The sequence below is a fragment of the Shewanella decolorationis S12 genome, from assembly GCF_000485795.1.
GTDB lineage: Bacteria > Pseudomonadota > Gammaproteobacteria > Enterobacterales > Shewanellaceae > Shewanella > Shewanella decolorationis.
The window spans coordinates 336,504-354,428 of the sequence record NZ_AXZL01000076.1; the positions used below are offsets into that span (position 1 = coordinate 336,504).

Annotated in this window: 14 protein-coding genes, 1 tRNA gene and 1 pseudogene; 7 read left to right on the forward strand and 9 right to left on the reverse strand. The window is 46.3% G+C overall.

Annotated features, from left to right (window positions below):
* Positions 1-59: 59 nt before the first annotated feature.
* The gene (locus tag SHD_RS18475; RefSeq protein WP_023268523.1) at positions 60-2,666 is read right to left on the reverse strand and encodes a TonB-dependent receptor; all 2,607 of its coding nucleotides are present in this window, start codon (positions 2,664-2,666) and stop codon (positions 60-62) included.
* Positions 2,667-3,204: 538 nt separating this feature from the next.
* Here SHD_RS18475 and SHD_RS18480 point away from each other — a divergent pair.
* Both SHD_RS18480 and SHD_RS18485 read left to right on the forward strand, forming a co-directional pair.
* Positions 3,205-4,761 (forward strand): cyanophycinase, encoded by a 1,557-nt coding sequence (locus SHD_RS18480; protein WP_161629220.1) that lies wholly within the window; start codon positions 3,205-3,207, stop codon positions 4,759-4,761.
* Between the two features lie 250 nt (positions 4,762-5,011).
* Positions 5,012-6,700, forward strand: a complete 1,689-nt coding sequence (locus SHD_RS18485) for an NAD-dependent malic enzyme (RefSeq protein ID WP_023268525.1) — start codon at positions 5,012-5,014, stop codon at positions 6,698-6,700.
* Positions 6,701-6,766: 66 nt separating this feature from the next.
* Here the strand turns inward: SHD_RS18485 and SHD_RS18490 are convergent, their stop codons facing one another.
* Both SHD_RS18490 and SHD_RS18495 read right to left on the reverse strand, forming a co-directional pair.
* A complete protein-coding gene (locus SHD_RS18490; RefSeq protein WP_023268526.1) occupies positions 6,767-7,201 on the reverse strand; it encodes a DUF3069 domain-containing protein in 435 nt (144 codons plus the stop codon).
* Between the two features lie 24 nt (positions 7,202-7,225).
* On the reverse strand, positions 7,226-7,753 hold the full coding sequence (locus SHD_RS18495) for a phosphatase PAP2 family protein (RefSeq protein WP_023268527.1): 528 nt from the start codon (positions 7,751-7,753) through the stop codon (positions 7,226-7,228).
* A gap of 114 nt (positions 7,754-7,867) precedes the next feature.
* Here SHD_RS18495 and SHD_RS18500 point away from each other — a divergent pair, with 114 nt between their 5' ends.
* Complete coding sequence (locus SHD_RS18500) at positions 7,868-9,805, forward strand: GGDEF domain-containing protein (protein WP_023268528.1); 1,938 nt, start codon at positions 7,868-7,870, stop codon at positions 9,803-9,805.
* Here SHD_RS18500 and SHD_RS18505 read toward each other — a convergent pair.
* The gene (locus tag SHD_RS18505; protein ID WP_039978670.1) at positions 9,802-10,602 is read right to left on the reverse strand and encodes a substrate-binding periplasmic protein; all 801 of its coding nucleotides are present in this window, start codon (positions 10,600-10,602) and stop codon (positions 9,802-9,804) included. The two genes, SHD_RS18500 and SHD_RS18505, sit on opposite strands and share 4 nt — an antisense overlap.
* 163 nt (positions 10,603-10,765) lie before the next feature.
* Here SHD_RS18505 and queG point away from each other — a divergent pair, with 163 nt between their 5' ends.
* Positions 10,766-11,947 (forward strand): tRNA epoxyqueuosine(34) reductase QueG, encoded by a 1,182-nt coding sequence (gene queG, locus SHD_RS18510; RefSeq protein WP_023268530.1) that lies wholly within the window; start codon positions 10,766-10,768, stop codon positions 11,945-11,947.
* Between the two features lie 17 nt (positions 11,948-11,964).
* On the opposite strand, the gene SHD_RS18515 is transcribed toward queG, so the two are convergent.
* On the reverse strand, positions 11,965-12,744 hold the full coding sequence (locus SHD_RS18515) for a TOBE domain-containing protein (RefSeq protein WP_023268531.1): 780 nt from the start codon (positions 12,742-12,744) through the stop codon (positions 11,965-11,967).
* 202 nt (positions 12,745-12,946) lie between these two features.
* Here SHD_RS18515 and modA point away from each other — a divergent pair, with 202 nt between their 5' ends.
* The 3 genes from modA to modC are packed head-to-tail and all read left to right on the forward strand — an operon-like array spanning position 12,947 to position 15,548.
* A complete protein-coding gene (modA, locus tag SHD_RS18520) occupies positions 12,947-13,732 on the forward strand; it encodes a molybdate ABC transporter substrate-binding protein (RefSeq protein WP_023268532.1) in 786 nt (261 codons plus the stop codon).
* Positions 13,732-14,469 carry a molybdate ABC transporter permease subunit gene (gene modB / locus SHD_RS18525; RefSeq protein ID WP_023268533.1) on the forward strand — a complete coding sequence of 246 codons (738 nt, stop codon included), beginning with the start codon at positions 13,732-13,734 and terminating at the stop codon, positions 14,467-14,469. Before modA ends, modB begins: the two co-directional genes overlap by 1 nt.
* Positions 14,463-15,548, forward strand: coding sequence for a molybdenum ABC transporter ATP-binding protein ModC (gene modC, locus SHD_RS18530; protein ID WP_023268534.1), 1,086 nt, complete (start codon positions 14,463-14,465; stop codon positions 15,546-15,548). Before modB ends, modC begins: the two co-directional genes overlap by 7 nt.
* 76 nt (positions 15,549-15,624) lie before the next feature.
* On the opposite strand, the gene SHD_RS18535 is transcribed toward modC, so the two are convergent.
* The 4 genes and pseudogenes from SHD_RS18535 to SHD_RS18550 form a co-directional block, all read right to left on the reverse strand.
* On the reverse strand, positions 15,625-16,191 hold the full coding sequence (locus SHD_RS18535) for a hypothetical protein (protein WP_023268535.1): 567 nt from the start codon (positions 16,189-16,191) through the stop codon (positions 15,625-15,627).
* A 499-nt stretch (positions 16,192-16,690) separates the two neighbouring features.
* Positions 16,691-17,104 (reverse strand): GFA family protein, encoded by a 414-nt coding sequence (locus SHD_RS18540; RefSeq protein WP_039978673.1) that lies wholly within the window; start codon positions 17,102-17,104, stop codon positions 16,691-16,693.
* A gap of 300 nt (positions 17,105-17,404) precedes the next feature.
* Positions 17,405-17,710: pseudogene (locus SHD_RS21710) on the reverse strand (transposase); the annotation flags it as partial.
* Between the two features lie 63 nt (positions 17,711-17,773).
* A tRNA-Leu gene (locus SHD_RS18550) sits at positions 17,774-17,860 on the reverse strand.
* Between the last annotated feature and the right edge of the window lie 65 nt (positions 17,861-17,925).

Genomic DNA, 17,925 nt, shown 5'->3' on the forward strand with positions numbered 1-17,925 from the left:
TTCATCAATAGGATGACAAAGGGCTGGCTTAATCGCGATTAAGCCAGCCCACAGACTGATTAAAACTTGAAGGTGTAACTCATATTCCAGCGACGGCCGAGCCAATCATGTACTGAACTGGCATAACCATTAGTGGGGGATGAAGCATAAGGCGGCTCCTCATCGGTTAAGTTACGCACTGACAACAACAAGCTATGGTGCTCGCTTAGCTCATATCCCACGCTAGCGCTAAACGTCAGCCAGCTATCTACGGTTTCATTATCAAACTTAAAATCACCGTCACCTAATGAGCTGATATAGTGTCCTGCGATACTGACGCTCAAATCATTCAGCTGCCAGTCAGTACCGAGATCAATCACGCTTTCAGGGCGAGCAATTTCAGAGGCGCCACTTAAACGACCGAGTAGATCCTCCTTCGGTGTAGAAGGAGTCAATTGCCGCTCAAAGGAGAAGGTTTCGGTACCCGCGAGATAAAAGCTAAACTCGCCGGCCGCATCGGTTTCAAGACGATAGTCCACTTTATAATCTAAACCATCGGTCGATTGGTTACCGACGTTAAAGTAACCCGTCCGTAAGAAGCTAATATCTCCTTGGCTATCCACCACGCAGCCAAAGTTGTCTCCTAATGCTGCGATACTATCGACAATATTTGCAGGATTTTTAATACAGGCATCTAAGGTGGTGTTAGCATCAATATCGACAATATCATCGTGATCATAACGCCAATAATCGACAGTAAATTGCAAATTGTCAGTAGCATTCCAAGACATTCCTATATTCAATGCCTCAGATTTTTCAGCCTCTAACCCTTTGTTACCAATGGTTTCTTGATCAAATTCTAGCTCTCCAAACTCAGCCCCCGCGACACCGCATAGACTATTGTAGGGTTCGTCAGCGCCGCAATTAATATATTGACTGCTAAGGGAGGTTCCCGCCCCAAGCTGGGAAAGCGATGGCGCCCTGAAACCTGTGCTCCATGAAGCCCTCAGCACCAATTCATCTATTGGGCGATAACGCAGCGATACTTTAGGATTCACATCGCCACCAAAATCACTGTAATGGTCGTAACGTAAAGCTGCGATCAGGTCCAAACTCTCAGTGAGTGGAAAATTAAACTCGCCATAGGCAGCATATTGGGTGCGGTCTGCTGCGGCATCACTTGCCCCTAAGCCGATAATCTCGTTATTGACCGCATTAACCGACGGTTTATCGAATATGTCCTCTTTACGGAATTCACCGCCAAATACTGAACTTACAGTACCAGCAGGTAAATTAAATAACTCGCCACTAATATTAAAATCGACAGAAAGCACCTCGGACTCACCCCGACGAACTCCGGGATCTCTTAGCGCCGCTAGCTCAGCCTCTGTATTATCACGACCTAAATTGAAGGGATTAAATTTCCCCATCGCTACAGCATCGTCCAATAAATTCGCATTCATATAACCAGATATGTTTTTGATTTCATTAGTCGACTTGCCGTAGGTCAGCGCACTTTCCCAGCTCCACTCCGCCAGTTCACCACGCAGGCCCGCAAGTAAACGGTAGCTTTGTGTATCGTATTCCTGAACTCGACGCTCAGGAAAGCGTGTTCTCACCGTGATAAAATCACTGACGCTGCCATCTTTAAGATCAATATCCTTCACATATTGCGGAATAAACGCCGCGTCACCAGCTACATCAACGGTATAGCCCGCAGGTGCTTCATATGCTGAGCCCGTATTTTTTTGATACATGCCCTCAGCAAATAGCTCTAAACCATTATCCAATCGATAAATATGATTGAAAGTCGCTCCCGCATTTTCGTAATCAGGCTGAATAGCCCGCTGGATCACATAGTCATAATTACAACGGGTGCCTGCCTTTTGGGTGTCGTTACCACACCAGGTTTCGGCATAATCGCTACCATCAATTGTCATACGAGTATTCGATTCAAACGTGACGTTGACAGGTCTATCACTGTTAAAAATGGGGTTACGGGTTGCGTAATCTAATACGACAGTGGTATTGCTTTTCTCCGTTGCAAAACCGCCCGCGTAGGTCAGATTTTTACGGCTCGCATCATGATCCGAGATATCGTCACCATATTGCGCGGTCAGCTCATGCCCAACAAAATCTTTACGTAAGATAAAGTTAATCACACCTGCAATCGCATCTGAGCCATAAATAGATGAGGCGCCGTCGGTTAATACATCAATGCGCTCAATCGCAGATAAGGGAATTGCGTTAACGTTAACAAAGGAGTCCGAGCCATTTGAAAATGAATCCACAGCAACCCGTCGACCATTGACGAGCACTAAGGTCGAGCTAGAGCCTAATCCACGCAAACTCACACCAGAGGCTCCCGCAGGAGCGCCATCTGCACCGCCTACACCGCCTGTTTCGGAGAAGGTTCCCGCACTCGAAGCCTGAGGTAAATCCTTGAGAAACTCACTGACCGATGCATAACCGCGTTTAGTGATCTCATCCTGACTAAAACTTTGTAAGGGATTTGCCCCTTCCATATCCACGCCCTTAAGGCGAGAACCTGTGACGGCAACCCGTTCAACCTCAGATTCTGTCGCGGGTTGATTTGGCGAACTTTTTTCTAATTCATTTGCAACTGCAACTGCGATAGGTGACAAGGCCAAGCCAAAAATTGTGCATAAAAGTACTGAACTTCTCATGGTAAGCTCCCGAAAATCATCTTATTAGAATTTTGAGACGTGGCTTTGCTGTGCGTGAGTCAATACGCATGGCATTAGTTAATGTTTTACAGAAAGCCTTTCGTCTATCAAATCATTGATAGGGGAGTTAGACAGCAGAACAAAACTCCACTAAACACAAGCGTGTTCAGTAGGTTATTCGTCCCACCATTCGGACAGATACCACGTACGATAGTGATATCGTTGGAAAAGAGTTGCTGCAGAGTTCATGTTATAAAAAACAGTCTTTTGTTATTGACCTGTTAAGAGGCTATCCGTAACATAAGCTCCGAGTCAATACATGGCGCACACTTTTTTATTGAGTGCCACCATGAACCATCCATCATCAAAATACTTATTTTTTACATTCAATAAGTTGATCGCTTTTTGCTATATTGTTTACTTATTTTTTTCATCCACGCTCAGTGCGTTACCCATTTTACAGCCGCCAAAACAAGTGCCACCACAGCCTGCATTTGACCTGATGCTTGTTGGTGGAGGAATAAAAACCTGTAGCTCAATGTCACCTGAAAATTGCAAAATCAACACCGCATTTTCGCCAACCGCCAAACGTGATATTCGCTATGATTTCAGTCCATTATGGCTAGAGCGGGCTTTGGCTCACCCAAGCCTTGAGATGCTCACTCAAGCACAACAGACCAATCTACGTAATGCCAGCTTAGCCGCAGAAAAATACCCCGCGCTAATTCCCTTAAACGAATTAAAACAGAAGATTGGAAAATTCGATCCAGCGTTACTCAACTCATTGGATGATAAAACGTATTTTGCCCTACTCGATTTACTCGAAGGACAGCAGCAAGCGGATGGTTCAAGTAAACAAGAGCAAGTCATACTTGATGCCAGTCGTAGTTCACAGACTATTGAACTTTATCGAGTGTTTGTTCAACAAGCCTTAAAAAAGCGTCAACAACGACAACCGACTGCACAGCGGCCATTAATTGCTATCGTTACGGCATCGGCCAGAGATCCCTTTGAGAGTGCTCACTTTTATCTAAGTGTGTTTGAGCAAGCGGGCGCAGAGGTGATTTGGCTCCCCATTGACGCTGCTCTGCAAAAGGGAATTGCCACTGGTGAATGTAAAATGCTGCCATTGTTCCGTCAGCAACTCCAAGGAAACATTGATAAACAAAGGCTCTATCCTGCAAAGACTCAACGTCAACATGATTACTGCGATAATCCAAACACACTTTACAAGTTTCTTGAACAAATGGATGGATTGTTCCTCAACGGAGGCGATCAAAGTCTAACCCTAAAAGCCTGGCTAACGCCTGAGGGTCAACCCAGTGACGCCTTAACACTGGTTAAAAAGCGCTTTGCTCAGCAACAAATCGTTATCGGCGGCACCAGTGCAGGCACAGCAGTCATGACCCAACATAATATGATTACTGGTGGCACCAGCGAGGGGGCACTCACCTTTGGCACGTATGCCGCAAAGGCGCCAAGTGAACGTTGTGAACTCAATAATTGTGATGGTGCAATTCCAGCTACAGCAGTGACTTACCGACCTGAAGGGGGCCTAGGATTTTTCCCCTTTGGCATTCTCGATACCCACTTTACTGAACGGGATCGCCAGCTACGCTTGCTGATCTTGGCCGCAAATACTGGTACTGAGATGGCGTTTGGAATTGATGAAAACACAGCTTTACTGGTTGATACTAAATCACAAAAATTCACAGTTTCTGGGCAACATGGCGTATGGGTTATTGAACAAGTTAAGCAGAAAACCGCACACAGTTTTCACACTCAAATAAACGCTATATCCCATTATCTCACTAAGGGGTCAGTGCTCACTATGAACAAAGAGGGCAATAAAATTGCTGAATTAACAATAAGGAAAACTGCAGAAGCAGCCACCTCTAATTCACCCCAAGTAACTAAGCCAGTAGTGAATAATTTTACACAATGGGTGAAGAGTGCATGCTTAGATGAAGAACAAAACCAAGTCATGGTAAATAAAGCCAGATTAACGCTTAAACCTATGCTAGATGATAGCTGCCAGCTAGCCCAAGGCGCTGTGGGATATCAATCCATCAATTTAGTGCTCGAAATACAGTGATTCTATTACGCAGCCTAGGCTGCGTTTTTGTTTCAATAACGCCGTTAAACAGCCATTTACTCGGCAAAAGCATTTACAACAATTTAACAGAAGCCTGTTTTAAACAGTAAGAATTGCCTGTGCTGCAAAAAAAGCCACAAATAGCGCACGACACAGGCAACAAAGATCACATTTCGTGATAACCTTACGTGACCTATAGCACGTCTCAAGCACGTACCGAACCACTTAAACAATAACTCAAAGGTTACCCATGGACGATAATAAACGCCCCCTCTATCTTCCGTTTGCAGGACCTGCCATTCTTGAAGCTCCCTTAATTAACAAGGGCAGTGCATTTTCGGAAGAAGAGCGTATTTTCTTTAACCTCGAAGGCCTAGTACCTTACGCCATTGAAACAATTGAAGAACAGGCTTCGCGCGCCTACGATCAGTTCAGAAGTTTCAATAACGATCTCGATAAGCACATCTATCTGCGCAACATTCAAGACACCAACGAAACCCTGTTTTATCGTTTAGTGCAAAACCACATCAGCGAAATGATGCCAATTATCTACACCCCGACGGTAGGTTTGGCCTGTGAGCGCTTCTCGAAAAACTATCGCCGTAACCGTGGTCTGTTCATCTCCTACCCGAATAAGGACAGAATCGACGACATCCTCAATAACTCGACTCGCCAAAAAGTAAAAATCATCGTTGTGACCGACGGTGAGCGCATCTTAGGCTTAGGCGACCAAGGTATTGGCGGCATGGGGATCCCGATTGGTAAATTGTCACTGTACACTAGCTGTGGTGGGATCAGCCCCGCATATACACTACCCATTACCTTAGACGTAGGTACCGATAATCCACAATTGCTGGAAGATCCTATGTACATGGGTTGGCGCCATCCACGTATTGGCGGCGAAGAGTATGCCGAGTTTATCGAAGCCTTTATGCAAGCCGTGCATGTACGTTGGCCAGATACACTGATCCAATTCGAAGATTTTGCCCAAAAGAATGCGATGCCAATCCTTGAGCGTTATAAAGATCGCTACTGCTGCTTTAACGATGACATTCAAGGCACCGCCGCTGTGACTGTAGGCTCGTTACTCGCCGCCTGTAAAGCCGCGGGCACTGAGCTGAACAAACAACGAGTTGCCTTTTTAGGTGCTGGTAGCGCTGGCTGCGGTATTGCCGAAGCTATCGTTGCGCAAATGGTGTCTGAAGGGATCAGCGATGAGCAAGCCCGCAGCCAAGTCTGCATGGTTGACCGTTGGGGCCTGCTGCTCGACAACATGCCTAACCTGTTGCCATTCCAACAAAAATTGGCTCAAAAATGTGCCGATATCAGCAACTGGAATAACTTCAGCGATAATATTTCACTGCTCGATGTAGTCAATAACGCTAAGCCAACGGTTCTGATTGGCGTATCGGGCGCACCGGGTCTATTTACTGAAGAAATTGTGCGTGCAATGCATAGCCACTGCGAACGCCCAATTATCTTCCCACTTTCGAACCCTACCAGTCGTGTTGAAGCGACGCCAAAAGACATTCTGCACTGGACGTCTGGCCAAGCTTTAGTTGCAACGGGTAGCCCGTTCGAACCTGTGGTTGTCGATGGCGAGACCTATGAAATTGCGCAATGTAACAACAGCTTTATCTTCCCAGGTATTGGTTTAGGTGTACTCGCCTCGGGTGCTCGCCATGTCTCCGATGCGATGTTAATGGCATCGAGCCGTGCGCTCGCGGAATGCTCACCGTTAGCCATTAATGGCTCAGGGCCGCTCCTGCCAAAACTGGAAGATATTCACTCAGTGAGTAAGCATATTGCGTTCGCCGTCGGTAAAGTGGCGATTGAGCAAGGCTTATCCTTACCAGCGAGTGATGAACTGCTGATGCAATCAATCGAAGATAATTTCTGGAAGCCAGAGTACCGCCGTTATAAGCGTACTTCGTTCTAATTTCAGACATTATTCCAATAAAAAGCCCGTCAATCGACGGGCTTTTTATTGAGTCAAACTCACAGCTTAAGGCGCCATTACCTGTTTAAAGCTGTTGAGCATTGAACGGTCGGTACGCGCTTTCTTTAATTTCCGCACACACTCTTTCAGAGACTCATCGGCTAAGCGACCGAAAATACCGTTGTATTCCTTCTCGTTGATAGCTTCATCGGTATCGGCCTGCTCAGAAATCTCCTGGGCGACACGGCTAAGTTGCAGCCACGCATTGGCAATATAGAAACCGTGGAACTCAGCCTGTGGCATCAAGTTACGGGCGCTGGCAGGCAATGCCTCCCAAGCCGCGGCAAATTTGCCTTCGCGATCGAGTAACAACTCGGCGCATAGACCTTTATAAGCCTCTAATAGGCTCTCTGGCATTTTCGCCATAGGCAACACTTTATTGGCAACATTGTGGGAAATCCGCTCGGCGGTTTCACGATACTCAACTGATACTTCAGCCATAATTTCTCTCTTAACTTAAGCGGCTTAAAATTGGCCGCTAATATATAAACCATAAACCCCATTGTAGGCTAAAGGTGTCACTGTGATCCCTTTATAGGGCTCAGTAAAATACCAACCCGCCAGTGCGCCAATGGCAGCGCCTGCGAGGACATCTTCTAAATAGTGCTTATCGCTCTCAACTCGGGTATAGCCCACATAAGTCGCAGCAAGGTATGCTGGCAGACCATATTGCCAGCCATAACGCTGCTGAATAAAGGTCGCCGCCATAAAGCTGTCCGAAGTGTGTCCTGACGGAAAAGAATCATCACCACTGCCATCGGGTCTGTCCTTACTGACACCCAGTTTGAGCCCTTCGACTATGACCCTGCTCGAGACTGCAGCTTTAAGTAATTGCCACGAGCCCTCATTCCCCTCTTCATAGAATAGGGTCGCACCCAAAGCCGTCGCCGGCAGGAGTAGATGCACTACATCGCCCGAGGTTTCGATATCATCCGAGTTTGCCCAACTCGCTCCCGTGAACAGCAACAGTGCGGCACAGAGTAATTTTTTCAAAGGGTTTCCTTATTGGGTGAGATCCAAGGCGACGTTTATACCTTGATAGCGGAATGAATGCAAAAATTGCCAATAGACAATGTAAACTATAGGTGAAAAACTTATGCTAAGATAATGATTAGCTATCTGTTTCAGTGCGAACAGGAAATACCTCACTTGCAACATTGCCTACGATATTTAGCCATACTCATTTTGTTGCTTATTGTGCCACTAACGCTTGCAGCAGAAGAGAAAACTCAAGTTGATCAAATATTCGCATTATTTGATAGTGGCGAGGCAATACCGCGTGAAACTATCGAACAAAATCTAGCGTTATTAGAAAAATTAATATCAAGCGATGATTCTCTGCGTATAGAGAAACTTAATCAGCTCAAGTGCTGGAACCAGCCGTCCGACACCGAAGAAGAAATTGCTAAGGCTTTACATTCTGCAGAACAAGCACTCGCCAATATAACTGCAACAGCATCAGCTCATTACATCACAGATATCACTCTTTGCCATTCTTGGTTTCTACAATTAACTGGTGATATCAGTGGAGCCATGCAAGGCTATACCAAGAGCGTTAAAAGTGCGTACGAGAATGAGGACATCAAACTTATTGCCGATGCTCGCAGCCTGCGGGGTGCTCTGCACTCTTATATAGGTGACTTTTCTGAAGCATTAGATGACCTAGTGACAGCTCAAGGACTTTATGAGTCTTTAAATCTTACCGGATGGGCAAATGTCAATCTCAGCGATATAGCCACGAGCTTTAGGCGTTATGGCGACCCTGAGAGCGCTATAAAATACTATAGTAAACTCAAAGAATTATATGTAAAAAATGGAAATAAAGAGCAAGTTGCCAATGTCACTTCCGACATCGGGATTGCATTAGACGAAATGGGTGAGCATGAGCAAGCAATTGAAAACTTTCGCTCTAGCTATCAGTACTTTAAAGAACATAATCTCAACCTTATTGCCGCAATCAACGCAACCAATATTGCCTATAGCCTTATTCAGTTAAATCGCCTAAATGAAGCCGAAACCTATTTAAAGGAAGCCGCGCAGGAGATTACTGAAAATGAACCAGCCGCTTATAGTTTTTTAAAGCTATTTTTGGGGAAAATTCGTTTTCAGCAGGGGCGTTATCAAGAAGCACTGGATGAACTCTCGGCATCAGAAAATGCGTTTAGAGTGATGCACAATGACCGAGGTCTGATCCAGCTTTTACAACTAAAAAGCGATATTTATGCCTCCCTTGGCGATTTACCGCAAGCCTATAATACGCTTCAACAATTTGTTGTCATTACCAAAAAAGTGGATGATAACACTTCAGCGCATCAGACGACGGAATTAAAGGTAAAGTTTGATACTAGTTGGATCGAATCAGAAAATAAGCGATTGATTGATAGTCAAAAATTGAAGGAACAAGAACTAGCACTACTTGAAAAAAACAAATCTCTACAACTTATCATCCTACTGCTCACAGGCTGTATCTTGGCGATAGTATCGCTGTTTGCCTATAAACAAGTGCACCGCAATCGTCACCTACAAACCATCGCCCTAACAGATTATCTGACCCAATTGCCCAATCGCAGACATATCTATGCCCAAGCGGAACTGTACTTTCAACAGGCGCTAAAGCAACAAGCCCCGTTATCAGTGATTATTTTCGATGCGGATCATTTTAAAAAGATTAACGATAATTTTGGCCATGAAATTGGTGACCAAGCTCTGTTAACCATAGCCGAAGCCTGCCAAGCTTTAACGGCGGATCGCAATTTGATTGGTCGTATCGGCGGGGAAGAATTTTTAATTTTACTGCCCAATACTGATGCAAACCGAGTTTGGCAACTCGCCCATGAATTACAAACCTTAATCACTCGTTATGGCGCTATTAATTTACCCGTAGAGTTAAAGCTAACCGTAAGTGCTGGAGTAGCGACTTTACATCCTGAATTAGGCAAACAAGATGATAGCTTTGCCCGCCTATTGAAACGCGCGGACAATGCCTTATACGAAGCCAAGAATGCCGGAAGAAACTGCGTTAAAGCTGCTGAGGCGATAGCTTAATTATCTTTATGCCAAAAGATTTGATGTTGAAGAGGTGGCGGTAATGCGCCAAACCATTTTTGATAGAGTCGAGTAAAATCCCCCGACTCTTTAAGCTTTTCTAGCTCAGCTTGCCAGCGTTGAACCATATCCGTAGACGTCCCCTTAGAGAAAGCAAGGTAGAGATTAACCTCAGACACGACATAAACGGGTCGAACATCTTCAAGTCTCGCCCCAACCTCCTCGAGTATATGTTTTACGGCCAAATCAGCCTGACACCAAAAGCGCACCCGTGAAAATAATAGCTGTTTAGCCGATTGCTGTGGAAAACTCGCTACTAATAAAGAGGTTACACCTTGCTGCTGTAATAACTGTGCGCCTACAGACTCACGATAAACACCGACAATTCCCGCCGCACTGACATCTGCCAACTGTTTAATACTGATGGGATCCTCAGCCTTGGCGTAGAGGGTGATTTTGCTGGTCGCAATAGGACCAATAAAATCGAAATGGGCTTCCCGCTCATCGCTAATGGAGGTGGCAAACAACAATATATTTGGCGCCGAGTTAGCAATCGCGTAAGCCCGCGCCCAAGGTAAAATTTCAATTTTCTCTTGCTGACCAATTCGTGCCTGTAACTGATTAACCAGCTCCACACCAAAGCCTGTTGGTACGCCATCTTGCTCGAAGCTCATGGGTGGCCAAGCTTCTGTGACTAAACGAACAGGTTCAGTTACAGCAAAACTCCCGCCGACATAAACCAATAGGCCCACACAAAACAATAGGCGATAGCAGTGTTTACTAAAGGTAGGCAACATGGGCAAGGCCGAAGGGGAAAGTTAATCTTAATCATAGATCTAATTTACACACAGAAGAAAGCAACAATTTCGGTTTGGCTTAAATCCCCTAAACACTAAACTCGTCCGCTGCGACTTAAAACTGCTATCATAGAGCCATCCTATTAAGCCCAATGCCGTTTCCATGTCGACCACAGTAACCTCTCCCGCCAATATTCCCGACGCCGCAACACTTAGTCGTCTTGCCATGCAAATCAAGACTTGGGGAAAGGCGCTCGGTTTTGCCCAAATAGGGATTTGCGACACCGACTTAACTGCGGAAGAAGTCAAATTACAGGCTTGGCTGGATAAAGGCTATCACGGGGAAATGGGCTACATGGAGACCCATGGCATGATGCGCGCTCGCCCCCACGAGTTGCACCCAGGCACAGTTCGAGTGATTTCAGCACGGATGGATTATCTACCGCCAGAAGCAGGTTTTGCCACTAACTTAGCCTCGCCGAATATGGGCTATATCTCGCGTTACGCGGGTGGTAGGGATTACCACAAACTCATCCGTGCCCGCTTAAAAAAACTGGGGGATCAAATCAGTAGCGAGCTTGTCTCTCTCGGGTTCGATGCTGCCGACTTTAGACCCTTTGTCGATTCTGCCCCTGTGCTGGAACGTCCACTCGCCGAAAAAGCTGGCATAGGCTGGACGGGTAAGCACTCACTTATCCTTAATTACGATGCGGGCAGTTGGTTCTTCCTCGGGGAATTGCTGATCAACCTCCCTTTACCCGTAGACATTCCTATCCAGGAAGACTGCAACACCTGCGTGGCCTGCATCACCTCCTGCCCAACAGGCGCTATCGTCGAGCCTTATACCGTGGATGCACGGCGCTGTATTTCTTATCTAACCATCGAATTGCAGGGCGCTATTCCAGAGGAGTTTCGCCCTTTGATGGGAAATCGCATTTACGGTTGTGATGATTGTCAGTTGGTATGCCCAGTCAATCGCGAGGCGCCGCTGACTCAGGAGAGTGACTTCCACATTCGGCCTAAACTCAAACAACCTGAACTGCTTACCTTGTTTGCCTGGAGCGAAACCGAGTTTCTCAAACAGACCGAAGGCAGCGCCATTCGCCGTATTGGTCATCAGCGCTGGCTACGCAATATCGCCGTTGCCCTAGGCAATGCGCCAAGTTCGCCGCAAATCATCACCGCCCTCGAGCAACGTAAAGCCCAAGCGGATGTCGATGATATGGTGAAAGAACATATCGATTGGGCCCTAGCGCAGCAACACTCAAGAAGCTCACCAGCCAATAACCGTAAAACTGAGCGACTAGTTCGGGTCATTCAAAAAGGCCTACCAAGGGATGCCTAGCATCTTAGCTTAATGCCTTAATTCATACTGGCAACAATCACTTGTGTGGCATCAAAACAGGCAAAACAGGGCTCGCCTACTTTGAGCGTTTGAATATCGGCCAATGGCATCACCGAATAGATAATATCTTTACCGCCAATTTCTATCGCTAACTCAGCCTTATCGGCCAGTTCACTCACACTCAGTAAGTGCCCACTAACGCAATTTTGCCCCGCGCTCTGGCAGGCCTCACGACTAGCCGTCACTGCGGGCGCCTTAAACAACAATAAAATCGATTGATTAAGCGCTAACTGCAGACGCTCAAAACTCGCATGGGTCACTGAGATTTGGATCTGCTGCCCTCCCGCCAACGTCACTTTCAGGCTGTCATTCAAGCCGAGCGGTTCAATGCTATGGATACGAGCGGTTAACTGGTTGCGGGCGCTAGTTTTAAGGGAGAAATGCGCCATCACATCTAACAAACTGTGCATATCGACTGAATCATCCAGCAGCGCCGACAGCGCCATTTCCTGCACCTGCGAGGTAATGGAATACACCTTAAGTAAACGCTCACCAAACTCGGTCAGTTTGGCGCCGCCACCGCCCTTACCGCCCTTTTCGCTGCTGACGACAGGCTCGGGCATAGTGGTGTTCATCTCGTTTATCGCATCCCATGCGGCCTTATAGCTGATCCCCGCCAACTTAGCGCCCTGGCTGATAGACCCAGTATTAGCCACTTGGCGCAGCAAAGCTATCCGCCGAGGATTGGCGAAGGGTTTGTCCCCCAATGACAGTGTCAGTAGTGCGTGTAAGTCCATGTTCCTGCGCGCCTAAACTTAAGTGAATGTTATTCTCCCTGATCAATCTTGAGATACCAATACGCACAGTCGGAAATATCCACCAAGGTATTGCTGTTTTGGCAGATAAATCGAGCAGAGATCACTAATTTACACATCGGGGCTTGAATGATCGATATATAGATTGGTATATAACGATCACTTTTTATCACGGAGGAACACCATGAGCTCGCTCAAACACTTTTTACGCTTTACCACAGCCTCAGTCGTTGGCTTAGCCCTCAGTTGCAGTGTCACCTTTGCCGCAGACAAAGAGCAAGTGACTGTTTTTGCTGCCGCATCCCTCACGAATGCGCTGAATGAGATTGGCCAGCTGTATGAGAAAGAACATCAAACGAAAGTGATTTTCTCCTATGCCTCCTCCTCAACACTCGCCAAACAAATCGCTAATGGTGCGCCTGCCGATCTGTTTATCTCCGCAAACCAAAAATGGATGGATTACCTTGTCGATGCCAAGGCGGTGAATGCCGATAGCCGTATTACCCTGTTAAAAAATACCTTAGTGTTGATTGCCGAAAAAAATAGCCCTGTAGACCAAGTCACCCTAAACAGTGATTGGGATATTAAGGCCGCGGTCAATGGCAGCCGTTTAGCGGTAGGAGACCCTGACCATGTCCCAGCCGGACAATACGCCAAGCAAGCACTTGAAAACCTGAATCTTTGGAAAACCGCCGAGCCACTGCTAGCGAGAGCAAACAATGTCCGCGCCGCTTTAGCATTGGTAGAACAGGGCGAAGCCCCACTCGGTATCGTCTATTCAACCGATGCCAAAGTAGCGCAAAAGATTAAAATTGTGGCAACCTTCCCTGCCACTAGCTATAGCCCGATTGAATATCCCAGCGCCTTAACGAAACAGGAATCCACCGCCAGCGCTAAGGACTTTAATCAATACCTTCAAAGCTCAAGTGCAACAGCAGTATTTGAAAAATATGGTTTTGGAGTGAACTAGTGCTGAGTGATGTGTTATTCAGTGGCTCGCTGTTTGACGGGCCACTCCTCAGCGAATACGAAACCGCCGCGCTACTGCTGAGCCTCAAAGTCTCAGCGGTTGCCGTGCTGGCCAGCTTACCCTTAGGCATTTTATGCGCTTGGTTGCTGGCACGCGTTGAGTTTCCCGGTAAGGCTATCTTCGACAGTCTCCTGCATCTCCCACTGGTGTTACCGCCGGTGGTGGTGGGTTACCTACTGCTCATCAGCATGGGGCGCCAGGGCGTAATCGGGCAATGGCTCTATAACTGGTTTGGCATAAGTTTTAGCTTTAGCTGGCGCGGCGCGGCACTCGCCGCTGCAGTGGTCTCCTTTCCTTTGATGGTCAGAGCCATACGTCAATCCTTCGAAACCGTCGATATTCGCCTCGAACAGGCGGCGCGCACCTTGGGAAGTAGTCGCTGGCGAGTATTTTTGACCATCACATTGCCGCTCACCTCGCCCGGAATAGTGTCGGGAATGATCATCGCCTTTGCCCGCAGCCTTGGGGAATTTGGCTCGACCATCACCTTCGTCTCCAATATTCCCGGCGAAACTCGCACCATTCCGCTGGCCATGTATTCCTTTATCGAAACACCGGGGGCGGAATATCAGGCGATGCGCCTATGTATCATCTCGATAGTGATAGCGCTGGCCTCCTTACTCGCCTCCCAATGGCTCACTAAAAAGGCCCTCAAAAGAACGGCAAGTGTATGTTAAACATCAATATTGAAAAACAGCTCGGCCAACTGCAACTTAAGGTGAACACTCAATTGCCGTTACAGGGCGTCACCGCCGTATTCGGCCGTTCGGGAGCGGGCAAAACCTCCTTAGTGAATTTACTTGGCGGATTAACCACACCGGATAAAGGCGAGATTAGCCTTGGCGACACACTATTGTTTAAACATAAAACCGTTAATCTGCCCCCTGAAAAACGCCAGATTGGCTATGTCTTTCAAGAAGCGAGGTTATTCCCCCATTACAGTGTGAAGGGCAATCTCACCTATGGAATGCGCCATAAAGCACCTGAATTATTCAACAAAGTGGTCTCGCTACTGGGCATAGAAAAACTCTTAAGCCGCTATCCCAACACGCTCTCTGGCGGTGAAAAACAACGGGTCGCTATTGGCCGAGCCCTGCTCACCTCGCCGCAGATGTTATTGATGGATGAGCCCTTAGCCTCCCTCGATTTACCTCGAAAACGCGAATTGCTGCCTTATCTACAAACCCTAGCGCAGGAATTGAAGCTGCCGATCGTCTATGTCAGCCACAGCTTGGATGAAATCCTGCAACTCGCCGACCATATGCTGGTGTTGCATCAAGGAAAAATGATCGCCCAAGGACCACTAACACAGGTATGGAATAGTGAACAAATGCGCCCCTGGGTGCCATTGCAGGAATTAAGTTCACTGCTGAGCGCCAGAATCGCCGACAGACATCCCGATTATCCAATGACTAGACTGTTGATGGATGATGGCAATCAGCTCTGGGTCAGCGGCCAACTGCCGCCCACCCATAAACAGTTAAAGGTGCGCATTCAAGCGAACCATGTTTCGGTTTGCACTGAGGAACCTAAAGGCTCGAGTATCCGTAACTTACTACAAGGAAAAATAAAAGAGCTCTACCCCAGCGATAATGGCGAGCAAATTCAACTTAAAATTGCCCTAGGTAAAGACGAATTGTGGGCCAACATCACCCCATGGGCTTGTGACGAGTTACAACTGACTCCAGGAAAAGACATTTATGCTCAAATTAAAGGCGTAACTATGACGCAGATGGATATTGCTGAGTCCCACTGAGTTGAAAAGGTAGTCTGAATTCGATGCAAGGACCCAACCAACCTACGGTCCTAACTTGGTGTCGACGTGTAATTCATCAATGTTGCGGTTGACAGAATGACACCTTAGAGGCATTTGTAATAAGTTTTTCGACATGTTGAACCAAAGAAAGCGCTTCTTCGTCTCGATAGAAGGACCTAATCTTTACTTTTACACCATCCGGCATTCTCATCGTAACAATTGCTGAATCGTAAGCAGTGTTAGCTTCTAGTTCGATTTTGTATATCTGCAAATTGGAAAGAGGGTAGCAGGTCAACCTGTTGCGAAACGGAGACCTCCGAAGGAGAATTACCTCGCTGGTTCTCGCATTTAGCGCCAAATCGACAGCATCACCAAATAACGCGAACCATAATACCATACCAGAAAAACTAAGCGGAACGACCAAAAAGCCCAAAGTCGCGAACATCGTTCCAAAGACCGGAGGACTCGCCCAGTCGACTAATCGCACGTGTTCCAAATAAAGGTGAATGAACGGAACACATAACAGGAACCAAGGAAGCAGGAAAAGGCGAATCCAGAATGGATACCTGCGTATGTATCGAATCCCATTTTCGTCCGATACGATAGTTTCTTCAGCTTTTGCTAAACAAATCTGATTTGCCATCCACTAGGACTCCAATTTTTTAGTAATCTTCTAACCGCAATGAAGCAACTGTTTTCATGAGCAAAAAGAGCTAACAGGCAATGGCATCCTCGCATAAGGCAAACCAGGCAATATCAACGAGAGCTGATTTAAAAACCTGAACATTCCCTGGGCATCAGTAAAAATCTCAAAACTTACCGTTATTTTTACTGATGCCCACAAGCTTATAATTGCGAATGATTCGGTCCACACAGAAAAATGCTCGCCGCACAAGGGTAACAGCCATGAGAACAGTGAGCATCCTCAACACTAATCTAACTTTTGCGAAGGCCAGCATACCAACCTACTTTTTAAAGCTGACCCCAAGCATAGCCGGAAGTTGACTACAGCAATATTAAAGAATGGACGCAGTTAACCATCCTAACAATAATAAACAGTAGCGGTTCTAAATATCCCTTGAACGGAACAACATGTGTGGCGATGTGGGATATTGGGAGCCCCCTACTACCCGATTATCTGTTTAGCCTTCATCTTGAAAATGCGCAAATACTTCGGCACCAGTCATATTGTGTGTTTGGTTACTGAATGCATAATATTCAGGCTTTTCATCAATGAATATTTGGTGGGTAAACTTAAAATCGTTATCAGTTTTTAGCAAACCAATAGGAAGATGGTACTGATTAGCAGGCTTAAGGTAGTAAAACAAATGTGTCCCACATTTTGTACAAAAACCCCTTTCCGCCCAATCTGATGATGAATACCTTGTGACACTTTTTTCATCAGATATTTTTACAGAATCAGCGCAGTCGATTGATAGCATTGGACCACCAGCCCAATTGCGACACATATTACAGTGGCATGCCGCTATCTCGTTACTGGAATACTCAACCTCTAAAACGACTGAACCACACAAGCATTTACCATGACCCTTCATAGTTCCTCCCGTACTTTTTAGATGAGTAGTACACTTTATCAACTAACGCAGCTATGGGTGCACTATTTCTAGACTACACTCAGCGACAAAGGAGCACAAGGTCAGTATTTACTTGATTTTGAAGTCAAATCCAGAAGTTGTTATGGACTATAAAGAGGTAAGTTCACCAGCGGTTATTATTAATGAAAGTTTAGTGCATTGGGCTCTATTCCCCAATCACACATGATCGAGTCGTGGCTAAACCGTGATATGAATCTAACAAAAATTGAAATGTTTGGTATTAATAAAACTGAGATCGGTTTAACGGACCATAACTGCAATAGCATTAAACTCCGCGTTAGTAATGTTCAGTTGTGGCTTATTGTCTTTCAATTGATAGGCGATAAGTTACTTAATCATAATGAGCATAAAGCCATGTACGCTGCAGTGTCTGGAGTCTTCTATCTGTGAGATATTTTTTAACTGGTCGTTGATAGTTTCTATGATAAAACGTCTCGACAGCATCGCTCTATCCCACAACTACGTCACTTTTGCTTTCACATTCTTACGCACGTTTGTCACCAGTGTGAGGCCTTTCTCTAGCAATTCACTAGGCAGCGTTTTATTGAATACTGAATTTTAGGTACAAAAAAACCGACTCTAGGTCGGTTTTAGTCCCTTTAATAGGGATGGTACCAGAGGACGGACTCGAACCGTCACGCTTTTAAGGGCGGCGGATTTTGAATCCGCTGTGTCTACCGATTTCACCACTCTGGCATCAAGATTTAGAGCTAACAAAAACAAGTAGCTGGCTCTAAGTGCTGGGAATTATACCTTTGCCT